Source organism: Brevibacillus migulae, from assembly GCF_004521915.1.
In the GTDB taxonomy this organism is placed as follows: Bacteria; Bacillota; Bacilli; order Brevibacillales; family Brevibacillaceae; genus Brevibacillus_F; species Brevibacillus_F migulae.
Genome location: NZ_SDKD01000020.1, coordinates 23,748 through 41,912 on the forward strand (window position 1 = coordinate 23,748; position 18,165 = coordinate 41,912).

Annotated in this window: 14 protein-coding genes; 2 read left to right on the forward strand and 12 right to left on the reverse strand. The window is 48.3% G+C overall.

The features are described 5' to 3' along the window. Window positions 1-67 precede the first annotated feature (67 nt). The 12 genes from EIZ37_RS19915 to EIZ37_RS19970 form a co-directional block, all read right to left on the reverse strand. The gene (locus EIZ37_RS19915) at window positions 68-937 is read right to left on the reverse strand and encodes a LysR family transcriptional regulator (protein ID WP_134686521.1); all 870 of its coding nucleotides are present in this window, start codon (window positions 935-937) and stop codon (window positions 68-70) included. Window positions 938-1,018: 81 nt separating this feature from the next. Continuing rightward, on the reverse strand, window positions 1,019-2,230 hold the full coding sequence (locus EIZ37_RS19920; protein WP_134686522.1) for an MFS transporter: 1,212 nt from the start codon (window positions 2,228-2,230) through the stop codon (window positions 1,019-1,021). Between the two features lie 39 nt (window positions 2,231-2,269). Beyond that, window positions 2,270-2,929 carry a type 1 glutamine amidotransferase domain-containing protein gene (locus tag EIZ37_RS19925; RefSeq protein ID WP_134686523.1) on the reverse strand — a complete coding sequence of 220 codons (660 nt, stop codon included), beginning with the start codon at window positions 2,927-2,929 and terminating at the stop codon, window positions 2,270-2,272. 170 nt (window positions 2,930-3,099) lie between these two features. Next, entirely contained in the window at window positions 3,100-3,747 is a 648-nt protein-coding gene (gene trhA, locus EIZ37_RS19930) for a PAQR family membrane homeostasis protein TrhA (protein WP_235828116.1), read from the reverse strand. A gap of 84 nt (window positions 3,748-3,831) precedes the next feature. Continuing rightward, window positions 3,832-4,512 (reverse strand): DUF4956 domain-containing protein, encoded by a 681-nt coding sequence (locus EIZ37_RS19935; protein ID WP_134686524.1) that lies wholly within the window; start codon window positions 4,510-4,512, stop codon window positions 3,832-3,834. A gap of 14 nt (window positions 4,513-4,526) precedes the next feature. Continuing rightward, window positions 4,527-5,234: a polyphosphate polymerase domain-containing protein gene (locus tag EIZ37_RS19940; protein WP_134686525.1), complete on the reverse strand. Its 708-nt coding sequence runs from the start codon at window positions 5,232-5,234 to the stop codon at window positions 4,527-4,529. A 22-nt stretch (window positions 5,235-5,256) separates the two neighbouring features. Continuing rightward, window positions 5,257-6,975 carry a CotH kinase family protein gene (locus EIZ37_RS19945; protein WP_134686526.1) on the reverse strand — a complete coding sequence of 573 codons (1,719 nt, stop codon included), beginning with the start codon at window positions 6,973-6,975 and terminating at the stop codon, window positions 5,257-5,259. After that, window positions 6,976-8,424 carry an exopolysaccharide Pel transporter PelG gene (pelG, locus tag EIZ37_RS19950; protein WP_134686527.1) on the reverse strand — a complete coding sequence of 483 codons (1,449 nt, stop codon included), beginning with the start codon at window positions 8,422-8,424 and terminating at the stop codon, window positions 6,976-6,978. Between the two features lie 4 nt (window positions 8,425-8,428). Then, on the reverse strand, window positions 8,429-9,853 hold the full coding sequence (gene pelF / locus EIZ37_RS19955; protein WP_134686528.1) for a GT4 family glycosyltransferase PelF: 1,425 nt from the start codon (window positions 9,851-9,853) through the stop codon (window positions 8,429-8,431). Next, window positions 9,850-11,691 carry a DUF2194 domain-containing protein gene (locus EIZ37_RS19960; protein WP_134686529.1) on the reverse strand — a complete coding sequence of 614 codons (1,842 nt, stop codon included), beginning with the start codon at window positions 11,689-11,691 and terminating at the stop codon, window positions 9,850-9,852. Before EIZ37_RS19960 ends, pelF begins: the two co-directional genes overlap by 4 nt. Continuing rightward, on the reverse strand, window positions 11,681-12,583 hold the full coding sequence (locus EIZ37_RS19965; RefSeq protein WP_134686530.1) for a hypothetical protein: 903 nt from the start codon (window positions 12,581-12,583) through the stop codon (window positions 11,681-11,683). The genes EIZ37_RS19960 and EIZ37_RS19965 overlap by 11 nt, the downstream gene beginning before the upstream one ends. Next, window positions 12,576-14,747 carry an NAD-dependent epimerase/dehydratase family protein gene (locus EIZ37_RS19970; protein WP_134686531.1) on the reverse strand — a complete coding sequence of 724 codons (2,172 nt, stop codon included), beginning with the start codon at window positions 14,745-14,747 and terminating at the stop codon, window positions 12,576-12,578. The genes EIZ37_RS19965 and EIZ37_RS19970 overlap by 8 nt, the downstream gene beginning before the upstream one ends. Window positions 14,748-14,976: 229 nt before the next feature. Here EIZ37_RS19970 and EIZ37_RS19975 point away from each other — a divergent pair, with 229 nt between their 5' ends. Both EIZ37_RS19975 and EIZ37_RS19980 read left to right on the forward strand, forming a co-directional pair. Next, window positions 14,977-16,017, forward strand: a complete 1,041-nt coding sequence (locus EIZ37_RS19975; RefSeq protein WP_134686532.1) for a hypothetical protein — start codon at window positions 14,977-14,979, stop codon at window positions 16,015-16,017. Window positions 16,018-16,278: 261 nt separating this feature from the next. Further along, window positions 16,279-17,949 (forward strand): DUF6583 family protein, encoded by a 1,671-nt coding sequence (locus tag EIZ37_RS19980; protein WP_134686533.1) that lies wholly within the window; start codon window positions 16,279-16,281, stop codon window positions 17,947-17,949. Window positions 17,950-18,165: the final 216 nt, after the last annotated feature.

An 18,165-nucleotide genomic window follows, 5' to 3' on the forward strand; every position in this document is an offset into this window, starting at 1 on the left:
ATATGAAAAAAACAACCACCGTCACCCTTAAAGTAGACGATGGTTGTTTCTGAGCTTTGCATACTTTTTATATCTGCATAAGCAGCTTTATCACGGCTTGCAAGTTGGGCAAGTTACGATTTTTTACCGGATAAGCGAGATATAAATCATTCTTTACTTTATATGGTTCACAAATGATTTTCACTTTGTTTCGCTGAAGGGGATCTGCCAGCATGTACGCCGGCAATAAACTAATCCCCCCTCCATGTTCAACAGCAGCCAAAATACTGTGGAGATCCGGCAGAACATGCGTGAGTTGTATACGCGGTCGTTTTTGAAAGTGCTGGCGCCAAAACCTGCGAATGATCGGCAATTCAAGGCCATAGCTGATCCACGGTTGTTTGCAAAGCCAAGCTTCAAGATCTTCCTGCTTCGTAAAGTCCGGTTCGGAAAAATCCACTGGGGCGACCACGACAAACTCTTCTTCCACATAGTGCATATATTCCACCCCGGGTGCCGCCAGCTTTTGCGAGGTCACGATGATGTCGAGCTTATCTTCCATCAACAAATCCAGAATGCTTGAGGCAATGCCGTAGGAAGCAATGACCCGCATCGGATAACTCCCCAGCTTGGGGGCAATATTCTCCCGGAAAAATTCATGCGCTGCACCGATTCTCACTACCGGCACCGTCGATGATGAAGTCGTCTTGAAGTTTCTTGTCGTCTCTTCCAATGATTCAATCAGAGGAGCCAACTGCGTATACAGCTCTTTTCCTCTTTCGGTGGGAACCATTTTTCTCGGTGTTCGAATAAATAATGGTTCTCCCACCTCTGCCTCCAAAGACGCCAGATGCTGGCTCATGGCAGGCTGGGTCATCATTCTGGTCTTGGCTGCTTCTGATACGGAGCTGTATTTATAAATATAGATAAAACTTCGGTACCATTCAAAGTCAACCATTCGTTTTTCCTTTCATCCCGTGATTGTCCCATCCATTATAAAGGAGAAAAGCCGGTCTTTTCAGCAAACAGATCACGAACGTCACAGACGAGCTTCTGTTTTATGCTGCCTTGCCCCCCATAAAGTAAACAGGATTCCCACGATGGTCACCAGTGAAGCCACCCACGGCACAGCATGCAGCCCCCCGCCAATCTCCAAATCGATCACTACGCCTCCTATATAAGCACCCATCGCATTCCCCAGGTTAAAGGCTGCAATGTTAAGCGTAGAAGCCAGAGTAGGCGCTTCCTTGGCCGTATTCAGCATATGGAGCTGCAACCCCGGAACGGTACCAAATGCGGCGATCCCTAAAAGGAAAACGGTGAGTAATGTGAGGAGCTTATGCTGATCCGTCAGACTGAATAAAGCGAGAACAGCAGCCAGCAAGACCATCATGCCGATAAGCGAAGGCAGCAATTTGCGGTCAGCCAATTTCCCGCCATAAATATTTCCGACCGTGATCCCTATGCCAAACAACACAAGGATGTAAGATACCGAACTCGGGGCAAAGCCTGTGATTTCGACCAAGATCGGGGCAATATAGGTGAATGCGGTGAAAACTCCTCCAAAGCCGAATACGGTCATCAACAGCGCAATCTGGACGGAAGAACGCCGCAGCACGCCAAGCTCTTGGCGGAGGCTGGACGGCGCAGCTGTCACTTTCGGGACGAGCATGACGATACCAAGGAACGCGATCAGACCGATCACCGTGATCGCCCAGAAGGTAGAGCGCCAGCCGTATGCTTGCCCCAAAAACGTTCCAATCGGTACTCCCAGAATGTTTGCCAGCGTCAAGCCCGTAAACATGATCGCGATGGCCCCCGCCCGTTTTTCTTTCGGAACCAGCTGCGCCGCGATGACAGACCCTACTCCAAAAAAGGACCCGTGCGTTAATGCAGCCAAAATGCGCGCCGCCATCAACACCCCGTAGTTCGGGGCGAGAGCGGCAAGCGCATTTCCTGCGATGAATATAAGCATCAGCAGGAGCAGCAGCGCCTTGCGTGGCATCTTGTGGGTGGCAATCGTGATGAAAGGAGCACTGACCGCCACGCCCAGTGCATATCCGGTAATGAGCAGGCCCGCTAGCGGAATGGAGACCTGGAGATTCTCGGCCACTTCCGGAAGCAGTCCCATGATAATAAATTCGGTCATCCCGATGGCAAATGCCCCCAGCGTGAGCGCATATAAGGCGATGGTCGCCGCTTTAGGCACGGTTGCTCTTTCCGAACGATGGGCAGCTTGATCTGCACTCATACGATTCCCTCCCCTTCCATTCTTTTTCCCATACTTCCCTTAACCCAGTAATTCAATCACAGCTTTTGTGACAGCCATCGTCGATTGAGGATTTTGCCCTGTAACCAGTTTGCCGTCCACCTCGACATGTGCGGACCAATCCGGAGCCGCCACATAAATAGCGCCCAACTCGCGAAGCTTGCTTTCCAGCAGAAACGGAAGATGTGGACCTAATCCTGTGGCGGCTTCCTCACTGTCGGTAAACGCATTCACCCGTTTACCGGCGACGAGCGGTTGGCCGTTAGACAGAGTCGCCCCAACCAGTCCAGCCGGTCCGTGGCATACAGCGGCAACGACCTTTTCTCCTTCATAGAAATCGCGGAGCAATTCCTGCAGCTTGCGATCTTTCGGAAGGTCAAACATGGTCCCGTGACCGCCCGGCAAGAAAATCGCATGGAAATCTTGGGCGGATACGTCTTCAAGCTTCACTGTGTTTTCCAAATGTTTTTTTGCCTCCAGAATGTCTTGCGGCGTGTTTTCATCCACGCTGCCCGGGTCGACCGGACCTTCTCCCCCAAGCGGGCTTGCTACCGTGACCTCGTACCCTTTCTTTGTGAATGCCGTGTATGCCTCCGCAAATTCGGACAACCAGATCCCCGTCGTCTTTCCTGCGTGAAGTTCTGTATGATTCGTGACAACGATTAATACTTTCTTTGCCATTTGTAAAGCCTCCTGTTTGTACTGTATTTGGTTACAGCGTCATTCTAAGGCCGATATAGCTATAAAACAAATTATGTTTTATCGGTTTAATCATAAATATATTTATGGTAATAGTCACGTTGATTGCGGACAAAGAAAAAACGAGGGTCGCTTTCCCTCGTTTTGATTATTTACATCGGCACGACATAGATGAAAATCATCAAATAATGAAGCAGCGTCCCTGCAGCGACAAAGAGATGGAACACCTCATGGAAGCCAAATTTATTGGGGACGAAGTTAAATATTTTCGTACCATAGATTATTCCGCCTACCGTATAAGCAACTCCGCCTGCTATCATCAGCATGATCGCCTGTATCGGCAGATTTTCAATCAACTTGTAGAAAGGAACAACGGCCAGCCAGCCTAAAGCGACGTAGAAGACCGTCGATACCGATCGGGGCAGATTCATGAACCAGATCTTCATCGCAATTCCGATCGCTGAGAGCACCCATACGGCCACAAGCATCGTCCATCTCCAGCCGCCCTCCAAGCCATAGTAGAGGACCGGCGTATACGTGCCTGCAATCAGCACGAAGATAGCCATATGGTCGATCTTTCGCAGAATCAATTCTTTGGAGGGGGTAGTCCGAATCCAATGGTAGATTGTACTCGCCCCATACAGCAAAATGATGCTGACGCCAAAAATACTCATCGTGATCAGCTTGGAAGCATTATGCCTGGATTCGATCACCAGGAATACAAGTCCAACGATCCCCGCAAGAAACGGAACAAAATGCGTCCACGTATTCACAGGCTCTTTCATGTTCCACCACTTCATTGGTAAGCTCTCTCCCTTCACCTTGTCACAATCCGTTACCTAAACAATAGGCGAATTGCTTCCAAGGAACAAGGTAGAAAACACTTATTGCGCATATTCCCCGTTATAACTGACGAGCGATACATCCTTTACACCCTCCACTGCGGATAGCTCATTGACAAAAGAGGTGTTGTCTCCACGCAGCCGCAATTCTACCGTCAATTCCGTCAGGTCTTTTCGCACCGTTTTGGATTTGACGACGGCATTTAGCCTCCGGGTTGAGCGCTTTACTTCCTCCTCGGCAATGGCTTCATAGTGGAGAATGAGAAGATAAGGGGCTGTGGCAACCTTCCTCCGAGACAGCCACCAGATCGTGGCGCCCACCACGAGAGAGCCGACTATCGCCAAAGGGTAAATCTTGGCTCCCGTCGCAATTCCGGCCGACACCGCCCAAAACATATAGATGATGTCCATCGGATCTTTTACAGCTGTCCGAAAACGAACGATGCTAAGCGCACCTACCATCCCAAGGGATAATACAATATTCGTACTGATAGTCATGATGATCAGACTGGTGATGATCGTCATGAGAACAAAGGTTACATTGTAGTTATGGCTGTAAACGACCCCGCGATAGCACGCTCGATAGACATAGTAGATAAACATTCCGATGAGAAAAGAGGCCAGTAATCCCAGCAGCATGTCAACATAGGACACGCTCTCAAAGGAATTCAAGTTCAGCGCGCTTTTTTTGATAATATCTCGAAAATTGACCAAATCGTCCATATCTTCTCTCCCTGTTATGACCAATATACTTTTTGCCGTTCTTTGCAAAGCACGTATTTGGATATCGTGGAACGCTGATGTGCGGACATCTGCAGCAAGGCCGCGACCTGTCCGGGCAGGAATTTGTTATACTTCACTTCGAGAATCAATCGCTGCCCTTCGACTGCCTGCCAAGTGGGAAGATCGGGATCAAAAAGGTCATAGGAATGTAGCCCGGAAGCCAGTTGTTTGTCAAAGGTGATCCGTGTATCCGTCAGTTCGTCAATGTATGCTTCCCGTACATAATCCACGATCACGGACGGTTTCATGGTCCCTCTTTGCAGGTCTTGGTAAAAATCATGACACAACCGATGTTCCTCATCCTGCAGCCAATCGATATCCCCCTCAAGCAGCCGATCGACCTGCTTTCGCTGTAAGGGGGCTGCTTCCTTGGACACGTACTCATTCCATTTGCTCTTTCGCTCCAGTTTAATCATCCGATCGCTGACGTTATAAATCCGAATGCGGTACTTTTTCCTCTGAAAAACGCCATTAATCTTGTCGTGCAGGGCATTCTCCGGAATATCGTCAAAATAAAGGCTTCGGATATGATAGCCGTCCTCTGTCACCGAATGGCGATCGAGCGGGAGGAGGGAACGTATGCGATTGCGGAGCCCCACATATTCATGGTGACTGAGATAGTATTTCAACTCATGCCGAAGTTTTTTGCCATGCCATTGCATGCTGGAGCCTCCCCCTGCCTTTTCATTTCACATAAAATTCGCGAACACCATGGTAAAAATTATCATTTTCGTCCTGGAACGTATCAAAGGCAGTCATTTCATTTCCCTTCGCGTCCTTCACGATCACCCGCCAATAAAAGCGCCCTTTCCCCGTCTCCTGTACCTCCAGCGTAGTGCCAGTCAAATTCTGACGGTCAATGAGCGGGCGACTAAAGGACGGGTCTTTTGCCAACTGAAAGTGATAGGTTAATTCATCGCCTTGCAGATCATAGGACATGTCCCACCTGAATATCAGCTTGCCGTTCGCCTGCTCCACATCTCCCAGATGAAAGGGCATCGGTCGCTGCAGACTCTCCATGAATTTCTGCTCACTGTCCTTGGGGGTTTGCGCAATCCGGGCAAGCTCCTTCTCATATATATCCAATGGCCCAGGCAAAAACCGGCTATCTGGAGCTCGGTGGACATAGGGGCTGACAATCGGCTTGTACGTATCGATCATCTTCTTGCTTTCCTCAGGGGTGATGATGGTTCCCAGCTCCTGTACCTTGGCGACCAGCTCATCGACATTTTTCGGATTTTTGAATAACCGTTTGACTACGGTCGTCCCCCAATAATTGGCGATTCCCCGCTGCCATGGGGCTCGACGATTTGACTTCAGCGGTCCATCATAATACCCCCACGCGCCATCGTAATCCCAAGGGAGTATATACCATTTTTCCGAATTGAGCGGTGAATAGAGATAGAAGTTTTGTGAATTGGTATCCACGTTGTCCATGAGAATATTAACCGCCATCCAGGTCATGAAATTGTCCCGATCAAAATGCTTGTCAAAGACCACATCAAAGTCCTGATTCAAATCGTTGATGTCCGCAAGCATCCGAATCAGCTTGGTATGATCATTCCACCCTTTGATCTCCAGAATGGTTTCGAATTGCTTTTCATTATAGGCCGGATCATCAACCACCCGCAGCTGATCTGCATAGCGGAAATACTCAAATGAAACGGCTTTATACAAGTGGCCATACGGATCCAGTCCGTGCAGTCTCAAAAACGCTTTGTTTGGCTGCTCAATTTGTGTATACAGTCCGTAATCCACGAACTCTGCCTGTTTCGCCCCACCCGTCAAATCCTTGACATGCAGATTGACAAATTGCGTGCGCAAGCTGGTGAAGTGAGGGATCTTTTTGAAAAAGTCAAAGCTCAGCTTGTTGCGCATCCGCGTAAAGTCATAGGGGTGCTTGACCAGGTTAATCGTTTGCTGGTTTCTCCAGTATCCCGCGTGATCAAACAGATCGATTTTATAGGATTTCTGCGGTGCCTTGATGCTCGAGTTTCCCCTTACCTTTGCAGTGGCATTCGGCTGTGACTCCCCATATCCAAACATTCCTGCGCCGGGTCCCTGATCGGTGCCCTCCTGTAAAATGACGTTTACTTTTCGTTTGTCACTCTTCTGCTCCACAAATGCAATCCGGTTCAACTCAGCCCATGTCATGGGAGGGTCGGCTGTAACATTATCCTCGGTAATCGTCAGGTAGAAATGGACAATGGAATCCGGTTGATCCTCCTTGTAGATGAGCCTGTTTTCCTGCAATGTGCTTGGGGAGTGTGAAGCCTGTACTTGAACTTGATTCTCTTGCTTGACTTCTGCAGGTTTGCCTTCACCATTCGGCGCACAGCCCCCACCAAAGACGATCATCGTCATGATGAGGATCAGATGCACGCCATATTGCCATTGTTTCATTCATCCTACTCCCTTACCTTGAAAAGTCGGTTGATGACCGGATTTTACTCGCACATCTAGTCCTTTCCTTTCATAAAGAGGCTGAGCACTAAACGTCGCATAGTGAAGCTGACGCAACCGGAAAACCAACCTGGCAATTGTCGCAATCAACAGCGGAAACGATGCTGCAAAGAGGGATAGCCCCTGATACTGCTCGTCCCGCAATAATATCGATGCCGTGATGTTGCTGACCAAAAAAATGACCGCAAGAACACCGGCACCTTTCCGATCGTCAAAATAAAGCAGAAGTAATACCATAATGCTTGTCATGATATACACGTAAAAAGCCATTACCAAAATATTGAAAGTATCGATCATTTGCGCGGTAAACCCGATATAGGGCAAGAACCGAATGCCGCAGGCTACCGAAACGAGTGAAAAAGCGAATTGTATCCCCATCATCCGGGCCAATTCCCCGAACAAGACCTTCTCCATTTCATTCCTTGCCCGATCGATATCGTGAATCGTCCCTTTGCCCAAAATGAGATCATAGTATTGGCGAAACTTTGGATAGAAGGCTGTCTCTACCGATACTGCAAACCAGACAAGCGTGGGCAGAACCGACAATACGGCATAATAGGTGGCGACATCATATTCCGGTGATAGAAGAAAGGTGTCTTTCAGCCAGACCCCGTTGAACACCCATTGAGCAAACTGATGCTCAAACATGGATATTGATGTGCACAATCCGATCAATTTCAGGGAAGGGTACTTTCGAAATTCTTTTCCTAATTCGTAGGATGCATGTGAATATGGGGTACGGAAAAACCGCTCAATTTCCCACAGCAATACGGCAGCAGTCAAAAGGAAGCCGACCGCCAAGCAGGCAAAGAGCCCAGCAGCTGATACCTGTTCCGCTGCCAACCAGATATACAGCCATGTGCTGATAACCGCTAACCCCATCCCTCCCGCGAAAGCATTGGCGATCCGCCGGTAGGCTTTCATGGCTGAAACATAGACGACTTCCATCCAAATGACGACGAGCTCCATGTACAAGATGAACAGACTCAGCTTTTCTCCGAAGGTGAGCGGGACCAACAACAGAAAAAGAATCGCTGGCACAACCGCACACAGCATGGTTATCTGCAACGATCGGTAGAAGGTAGGAAGCAGCTGATCATGCATGTTCTCGTATAGTTGATCGGAAGCCAGGCGGGTTAACCACATGGAAAACGGCCCGGTCACGATAAAGGAGAAGGCAAACGCGTATGAGGTTCCCCCTTGAAACAATTCACGAGCAAGGAAGGGGGCACGATGGGAAACCAGTAACCAATGAATGAAAGCAACGGCCAGCATACAGCTGAGAATGGGGCCAACCGTAACCATGGATGCGTAAGAGATCGCCTGAACACGCCCCACCAATCCTTCTCGGTCAAACAAGCGCTTTAATTGAAACCCGATACCAGCCACCGTATCACCCCTTCTCTTTCAATGTTTCGTAAAGTTCGGTGTATTGGGAGATAAACTGTTCATGTGTATACGCATGAAGAACACGTGCCCGTCCCGTTTCCCCCATATCCTTACGCAGCGCCGGGTTTTTGCCTAATAGGACAATGGCACGAGCGATCTCCTTGTCATCGAGCACGGGCGTGATTAACCCAGCACGCCCACTGACACCGTCGACCTCATTCCCGTAAAGCAATTCCCGGCAGCTGCCCACATCCGTTGCTACGACAGGCTTGGCAGCCGCCATCGCTTCGAGAACCGCAAGCGGCTGACCTTCACTGATACTGGTGAGGACGATCACATCCATTCGCCCAATGTATTCCTTAACCGCTACACTGCCAGTGAATGTAATATCCTCGACACCCAACAACTTCACAAGTTCCAGACACTCTTGGTAATATTCGGGGTCTTCGTCAACTGGCCCCATGATCGTAAACTTCGCTTCCTGGATCTCTTTTTTCACCCGCGCGAAGCTTTGGATCATGGTCTTGATATCCTTGATGGGAACCACGCGTACAATCGCCCCGATATGAAGGGTTGAGTCATTCTCTTCCTTCGCAGGGAGTGCCGTATACTCATTGATTTTGATCCCGTTTGGAATAATCTTGATGAGCGATTCCTCACAGCCAAGCTCCATTTGAATCTCTTTATTCCGGTTAAACAGGCTCACCACATGATCGGCATAGCCATAAGCGCATCGAGACAACCCGTAGAAATATCGAATCCACAGGTCTTTAAAATATCCCTTTACCCAGTCAGCCTTAATGATTTCTTCTTCGCGTTCCCGTGAATAGATACCGTGTTCTGTCAGGATCATCGGTTTTTTGTACAGATGCTTGCCGAGGCTGGCAATGACCCCTGCGTATCCCGTCGATACCGTGTGATACACATCAGCCTCGGGCAGCTCATGACGGACAATCTGCATAAGCGGCAGAAGCATCGAGCGCACCGTCCAAAACATCTCTCGAAACGGCAGCTCCTCATAACGCTCGCGGCTCAATTCACTAAGCAAGTCGAAATAATCTTTGCTCATCAGAAATTCGGTGGAGCTCTTCCAGCGTTTGTCTCGCATTAATTGAAACAACGCGTCCCAATCGGTATCGCTATCGCCGGAGATAAGGCCCTGCATTGCGAGCCTCTCTTCTCTGCTCAATGAGTAGGATTGGCCCCAATGCCCTTCTTCCTGCAGGTAGGCATCCAGAAAAACTTCTCGCACCTCTATGAGGTTATCAGGCAGATTGTATTGAAACTTTCCGCGGTTCTTTTCTTCAGCCCCAATCGCAAAAATACAAAATTCATGCTGAGGCATCGAGGCAATCAGTGTATGAATCCAACTGGACACACCACCGGTAATGTACGGATAGGACCCTTCCGCTACAAGGCAAATCTTCATTTTCCTTCCATCCATTCGATCGAAAATTTCTCATGATTCGCTTTGACCAGGTACACATCGGAATCAATTTTTTGTATTTCGCAGCCATGCAGCCGCCGTACCTTTTTATCTGAGCGTAGCAAGAAGTACTGCGTACCGGCAAAATGATTGATGTAGCCGAACAGGGCGTTGTCCCGGTATTCGAAGACCGGCTCTCCTTTGATCCACCGCTCCGCTTCATCACTCGCTTCGGAGGCAGTCATGCTCCGCAGCCAGCCTGCCCGCTCCTTCACCTGTCTCAAGAATCGCTCCAGGTTCTCATACATTTCAGACCAGGATGCATCGTTGCTTCGCTGCTGATCCAATATATCGTCCGGATGGACAAAGTGGGAGAAAACACCAACCGATGCGACGGCATTGGCCATCATCCACTTTTCGTATGTGCCAATCTGATAACCGTACGTTACCCTTGGCAAATCGATGATTCCGTCGCTGCCAACTCCGTATTCCTGAATGTAGGAGATATCATGGGGGTCCTCACCGTATAAGGAGGAGATATTCTTGAGATCCGGCAGCGCTCTTTTCAATGCCTTCCTCCCCTCTTCATCGAGGGAATTGGAAGGCGGTACATATGTATGGAGTTCTTGATTCGGAAAGATGGAATGTACATAATCCCGCACGGCTACCAGTGAATCGTACATTTCTCTTTCCCCATTCCACACCTTGTAGCCGAGTGCATCCGATTGCCGAGACTGTGAGGTCAATGACTGATGGTTGTATCCGTGGATACCCAATTCCCCTCCATCCCGCAACAACTCACGCCCGTACGTGACCAGACTTTCCTTATCAACCTCCGTGGTCCAATCAAAAGGGGGGCTGACCCGATCGTCGTAAGTTGCGATCAGCACACCTGTATATTTCAGATCATAGGAACGAGCCAGGCGAATCATATCTGGCCACCATACGCGTTTGAAAAAGGAAGGTACATCCATGTGATAGTCCCGGAACAGGGCTGGATCCCTTGTCTGCGGAAAAGGAGCCGGAAAATCGTCGATATACATGACCTTTGCATTCATGATGGGGTAAATGAAATCCGGTATCAGTACGCTAATCGCCCCTGAGAGCAATCCACGGTTGACTTTATCCTGAAGAACGGTGCCGTTAAAGATCGCAAATGAACCTTTCTCGTAAGGAACCTCCCACAATAACGGCAGGCCGTTTCCTGCCGTCGCGTGGATAATGGCTTTCTCACCAAGCTTCACCCTAAGCACCGTATTCAGTAACGCTTGATCCTTGTATGTTTGATCTGCGAACCCCGGTAGAATACTTGTTTTCAAATGGACCTCGGACGTATCGAGATAGCCCCCTACCTCGAGCATGTCCAGCTTCCGGTATAAAGCGAACAGCGCATCGTTATTTTCGGGGGCAGCAGCGAATAAAACGCGGCCCCCTTCCCTTACGTATGAGTCAATCCAATCGTCACGCAGGAGGGCCGTCCAATCCGACATGGTTACGATGATCGCCGTCGGATGTTCGCCCATCTGGTGAAGTTGTCCCACTTCCACGCTCCGATAGTTTTTTTTCATAGCTGTGAGCACTTGTTCCGCATTCCACTTGATTTTTTCGCTTAACGGCCATTGGGAGTCATAGATGATAAGGAACCGCTCTGTCTGCAATCGAGCTGTCTCCTCGGCGGTAAGGGCATTTTTTATCTGCGGACGGGTTGTATGTTGCGATTCTTTCGAAAGGTTCCACTGCAGCAAGAGGTCTGATCGGGATATTTGCATCAGCACCGTTAGCAGCAATACACACAGGACAAACAACAGAATTCGGTTTAACGATTTTGAATTAATCCTCATAGGTAGCACCCTTACCCCAATATCGAATCAACTGCAATGTAGGATGTGAGACTTGGACCCGGGACTTTTTCAAAAGCTCCAATACTTCCTGAAACCGATTTCCTGCACGCAATGTAAAGTAAAGCTTAAGTGCCATATAATAAGCCATCTCCGATCGAGGATGCTTTTCCAAAAACAGCATGCTCGCTTGTTCAGCACGATCATATCTCCCCAGATTGAGCTCACATGAGATCCACTCGGCGTATACATCCTCCCCAGGATCTGTATCCTTGCTCAATCGCTCAAGAACTTCGCTTTGTAAATATCTGTAAGTACGTTCTGTCTCCGAATCCATCAACCCCGTGCCCAGATATTTTTTCAGCGCGGCAGCGTAAGAAGACAGAAAGTCAGCATCATGTCCTTTTCTCTCCATCACCACGGAGAATCGCTGCAATTCCGCAAGCATTCCCCTTTTCATCTCCAAAATGGCGGAAACAGCATAGTGGGAGGTTTCACTATCCTCATTCCGCGATGCTTTGGCAAGGAAACTTACCAAATCAAGCGACTCCTCTTTTAACGCATCAAGAATCACCCGACGCCGGGTTGTCAGGTCGCCGATTGCCAATGCTTCTTCAATCGGTATAACGGATAATTCTTTTTGCAGCTCTACCCGGTTGATCATCTCCGCCTGTTCACTGATATCCAAGATCTCTTCAAAGCGTCTGGGATTCATCGGTTTTGAAAGTGTTTTGGCCGCTGCCTTGTCGGCTGTCGTTGCCAAAATGATTCCCGCAAACGGGATTAATACGGCTGTAAGAGCAAGGCTGCTCCCGGCCCACCCTCGTTCCCGGTATAAGATACCCGAGTAAACCGCGACCACCAGATAGTACAAAACGAACATCCACTCAAGCATACAACGCTTCCTCGCTTACCTGTCCGGTATGGATTCCTTGGCGTTCGAGGCGCTTCATCGCTGCCTGAGCCTCTTCCACCCCTGAATTGGACAAGAGCAGTACCAATTGTCCTTTCCAAAGACCGATATAGTCGGTTTCACGAAGTTGGACATACAATCGTTCAGCGATCTGTGCCATCCTTTCATCAGGAAGCTGGACCGTAAGCAGCGTGAAATCGGCTTGGTAACGCTCTTTGGCAGCCTGCTTGCTCCGCAATATCTCCTGAAACGCTGCCTCTCTCAAGATTTGTGTTTCCTCTACATAGCGATCGTTGCGCGTCACATCGATAAATGTAAAGGAACGGGAAAGCGAACGGGAGATCAGATCTACCGCAACCTTGAACAGATTCTCATGATACAAGGTAAAGTTCTCAAAATTTTGCTCATAGACACATACCAATGCAACCGTTCTTCCTTCATGGACAACCGGACCCGCCAGCAACGGGAGATCCGGGACAAGTTTTTTATTGACCCATATCCGCTGCTTTTTGATAATCTTCTCCAGCTCAGGTGCTTCCTTTACATGGAGCGAGCGAGAGACATGCCATTCTGTATCGTTCGATTTCAGGCGCAATCGCAAATAGTCTGAACCGGAAACAGAATAAATGCAGATCCGGTTGGTTTCCATTAATTCCTCAAGAACCTTGACAGCGCCACTTACGACCTGCTCCGGCTCCTGACTCTCCAGCTCTGTCAATATCGTGTGCAATCGTCCGAGACTATCCCTGTTCGTAAGGACCTGACGTTGCAGCGAATCCTTGACATTCCTTGTATCCCTGTGAACCTCCAGCAGCAATTTGTACCGCTGTTGCTCAATCGCCAACTCATTATGGGCAAACTGAAGCTCTTTCCGGTTCTTGTCGGTAACAAATCCCACAGCTAGTCCAAAGAACAGATAGATCGCAGAAATAAAGAGCGATTCCGGATCATACAGGAGCGATGCCCAGTCACGCCCGTTCGCAAAGCTATCCCCAACGTACAATGCAATGACCAGCAAAGCTGACAAGGTTGATTGACGCGCTCCATAAACCAGGCCCATCAGCAAAATATAAATAAGCCGGAAGTCGAAGTTATCCTGATACAAAAATCCGCCTTGGTCCCAAGACAAAAAGAGAACGATCGCAAAGGCCCCGGCGTTCTCCAAGAAGGGACGAACGCTCTTCCACCACTGCGGCTTCTTTCGCTTAGGGACAACCTCTTCTGCAGCGGCTACCTCTTGCTGGCTGGCCCATTCAAATGTGCGGTGCAGACCTTCCTGTAAGGAGTAAAGCGGCACCCAATCGAGATCATGCTTAATGCGTGTGTTGTCCATCGAAGAACGGGCGATATCGCCTGGACGTTCCCCCAGATATTGAACGTGTCGGATCTTGGCAAACGAGCCCATGACCTCTATAAGCTCTTTGACGCTGGTCTCTTTTCCAGTCGATACGTTGTAAACCCCGCTTGCATCTGAAGTTGCCCCACGATACACGGCATCCGCAATATCATCAACGAAAATAAAATCACGAGTTTGATTCCCATCGCCGTACACAGTCAGATGCTGCCCTTCCAGCAAGCGGCGCAGAAAAATGGAAATGACTCCCCCCTCGCCCTTGCTGCTTTGTCTGGGTCCATAAACATTCGCAAAACGCAAACATAGTGTGGGCAAATCGTACATGTCTCTCCACTTTTCACAATACATTTCGCCCAGCAGCTTATTCATGCCATAAGGAGAAATCGGAGCGCATACGGTGCCCTCCTTTAACGGAAGCTCATCACAGTGGCCATAAACCGCAGCTGAAGAAGCAAAAATGAATTTTTTGACTCCATGCTGACGGGAGCAGTTTAGCATGTTCACCAATCCGAGAATGTTGGTCTGTGTATCGCTGACGGGCCGCTCCATGGATGTAGATACATCTGTCTGTGCCGCCAGATGGACCACTACGTCAAACCCAACACTGCGAAAAATCTCCTCACACCCTCGATCTTCCACATTCAACCGGTACGATTTGTGCGGGATGGACAAGTTATTTTGATTTCCTGATGACAGGTTGTCAATGATATAAACCTTATAGCCTTCTTTGTGGAATCTCTCGGCTACCGCCGAACCGATAAATCCATAGCCTCCAGTGATTAAAACGTTCATTTGCATTCCCCATCCTAACTACTTTGCATTCCATCAAATAGTTCTAAATACCTAATTCCAATAGTTCCCAATGACTACAATCATATAACACGCTGAAAGAAATTGTCACCTCATTCTACACACTCAATCTCTACATTTTCTAATCAAGCAGGAAAATTGTCGTAGCCATTACGTCCTTAGCTTTGATAGTATTATGGGGAAGTTTGGCGACTAGGAGGCGTATAACTCGATGTTGATGCGACATATTGCTAGAAAAGTGCTTCTTTTTCTTGTATGCAACTTGCTATGGATAACTTCCTTCTCTTTCAATGCGGAGGCTGAGGAATCAACCGGTCACAGACTTCTCATCTACTATGGCATTCCACAGGGCATTAATCAGGTCTGGGATGACACGGAGGCAGCCAACCTATTTGCCCGTTATGACGTGATTGTTTTTGGGGAGAGCCTTGAAGAAAAATCTCATTCCCACCACCTCTCAACCCAGAACATTATCAAACAGATCAAAGACCTTAATCAAAAAGCAAAGATCTTTGGTTATGTCGATCTTGGTGTCACCACCGTTAACTACTCCTCTGCTGAGTTGAAGTCCAGAAGCAAACAGTGGAAGGACATGGGGGTAGATGGCATCTTTTTGGATGATGCCGGCTACGATTATAAGGTTTCACGCAAACGCTTAAACGAAATAGTCCAATATATCCACCAACTCGACCTTTCTGTCTTTGCAAACGCCTGGAAGCCTGAGGATATTTTTGCCAGTACGGTTGATCCGGTTTTCAATCCGAAAGGGGTCGCCACCGCATTGGGAAAAAACGATATCTATCTTTTTGAAGAATTTCTGGAACCGACAGATATCACAGCAAAAAAAGCTCCCAGCGTGTTCAGCAAGTCTTTCCGCCAAAAAGTGGACAAGGCTCTTGCATTTCGAAAAGAACTGGGAATCAAGCTGATGGCCGTCAGTGAGATCGACTATACTGCCTACTCAACAAACGCTGTCCGCAAGTTTTTCCGGATGACTGAAGCGGCAGCCGGCGTCTTTTCACTCGACGCTTATGGCGTGGCGCCTCTTCATTTCAGTGCGAGTCCGCGTAAAAGCACCAATGAAGTCCGCTTCTTCCCTTTTATCAAAAATTATTTTGATTTTTATGATATCGACTTTACTTACGTGGCCAAATATCAGGATCAGGATTTTGCAAGAGAGGGCTTCCGCATCCATTCCAGAGCCAATGACCACTATTTCCATTTTCCCGCAGAGGTTACCTATTACGACTAGATACCATCATCCTCTAAGGCCCGGAGCTTTTCTCCGGGCCTTCAGCTTATGCAGACATACTTCGAAAATGGCTGCAGCACTTTCGAAAATCGCCTATCGCCTTATGCCTTCATGCAGTTCTCATCACCTATAAAACAAGCCCTCCTATGGGTCATAGCTCCTATTTTTTTCACAAATGATAGCAATTTCCCAATTATTTGCTACAATATTGGAGTTGTTTCGGAAATTTTTTCCGTATTTAAAGATTTTAAGGAGGAAAACATGGAAACCAATCTTAACGTGGAACAGAAATCGCCACCATCCACAAGTAAAAAGGCGCTGCTCATCGGGGTGCTGGTTGCGATCGTGCTGGTGGTCGGATTTGGAACCGCGTATGCCAAGCTTGATCTGTTCAAAAGCACAAAGTCGATCTATTTGGAAGCCGAAGCCAACAATCTCAAGGAGCTGGAGTCCAGCTTTGATGAGATGATGAGCCGCTATGACGCGGATGTAAAACCTTACATCGATAACCCTGTCCATTCGACGATGGAGCTGTCCAATGTCTCCATCGATGCCGATATTCCAGATCCGCAAGCCATGATGGTGCTTGACCTGCTGAAGCAAGCAAAGCTCCAGGTAGACAGCCAAGCGGATCAGAAAAAAGGAGTACAGTACTCCAAGCTGAACCTGATGCTGAAAGACAAGGACTTCCTCAAAGCAGAGACCTTGATGGAACCAACCCGCATCAGCTTTTTGCTCCCTGACTTTTATAAAAAATACGGGGTTCTTGATTTGAATGATAGAGAAGCCCTTGACCAGAAACTCGGCACTAGCGATTTGCCAAAACGCTTCGTAACCGGACCTGAGTATATCGAAGCCGTAAAGGTAAGCAAAGAAGATATCATGCCGATTTTCCAAGAATATGTGAAGCTGTATGCGGATGCCCTTACTGACAAACAGATCACAGTGAACAAAAATGCAACCTTCGAGCGCGACGGCTTCAAAACCTCTGCTCAGGAAATTACCGTCACCTTCAGCAACGAAGAAATGAAAACCCTGCTCGGCAAGATCTTAGACAAAGCGCTGGCAGATGAGAAGCTGTTTGACCTGTACTTCAGCCGTGCCGATAAGGTTACCAAGCTGCTGATCGACAGCGGAGCCCCTGACATCGAGCCGCTCAACCGTGAAGAGCTGAAAAAGGAATTCACTGATTCCATCAATGAAATGAAAGAAGCTCTGAAGGACGAGGAATACGATTACGGCACCAAGATGATCGTCTTCGTGGATAGCGAAGACAAGATCCTGTCCCGCAAGCTGATCAGCACAACGCCAAAGGATTCCGGCGATGTCGTGGAAATCGCTTCTTGGAAAAACAAAGACGAGGAAAACGTCTATGTGAAGATCTCCGGCACAGACACAGCTGAAGATAGCGGTGAGATTGTCTATTCCTATAAAGCAACCGGTACAGATGCAGAAAAACAAGGAAATGTATCGCTTTCTTTTAACGGAGAAACAAATGGCGAACCTGAGTTCAAATTTGATTTGACCAGCAAATTCTCGACCAGCAAGGCGGATAACAAGGAAACCGGCAAGTATGATTTCACTGTAAACGCCGAAGAAGCTGGCACCGATCCGGTGAAATTCTCCGGTACTCTGGATTCCACTGTGACGAAAGCGGACAAAAAACAGGATAGCGACATGGCGTTCAAGCTTACTTTTGAACCAACCACTCCTGATATGCCGCGCAGCCTTGGATTCTCCATGAAATCTTCTACGGAGATCGTCGGTGAAGTGAAGCTGCCATCCATCACAGCGGAAAACTCTGTGAATCTGGCGACGGCGACAGATGCGGAAATGAATCAGATCGCAGAAGAAGCCATGCCTGCAGTCCAACAATTCATGATGAACAATATGCAGCTCTTCCAAGAACTTGGCGTTATGCCAAGCATGTAGGCCAAAAGCCCCTCTTTCGTCCCTCGGACGGAAGGGGGGCCTATTTTTTCGACACCTCGATATCTTTAGCAATTTTCCGAGGAAAAGTGACGGTAATGATAATCAGGTCCTGTCAAAGCATGTTGAAAAGCCAAGAAAAACTCTTTTTTACAGTAAAAGGAATTCTCTCCCCTACCACGGAAATGGTTGTCTAGCTTTTTTCAACCATTATTCCTG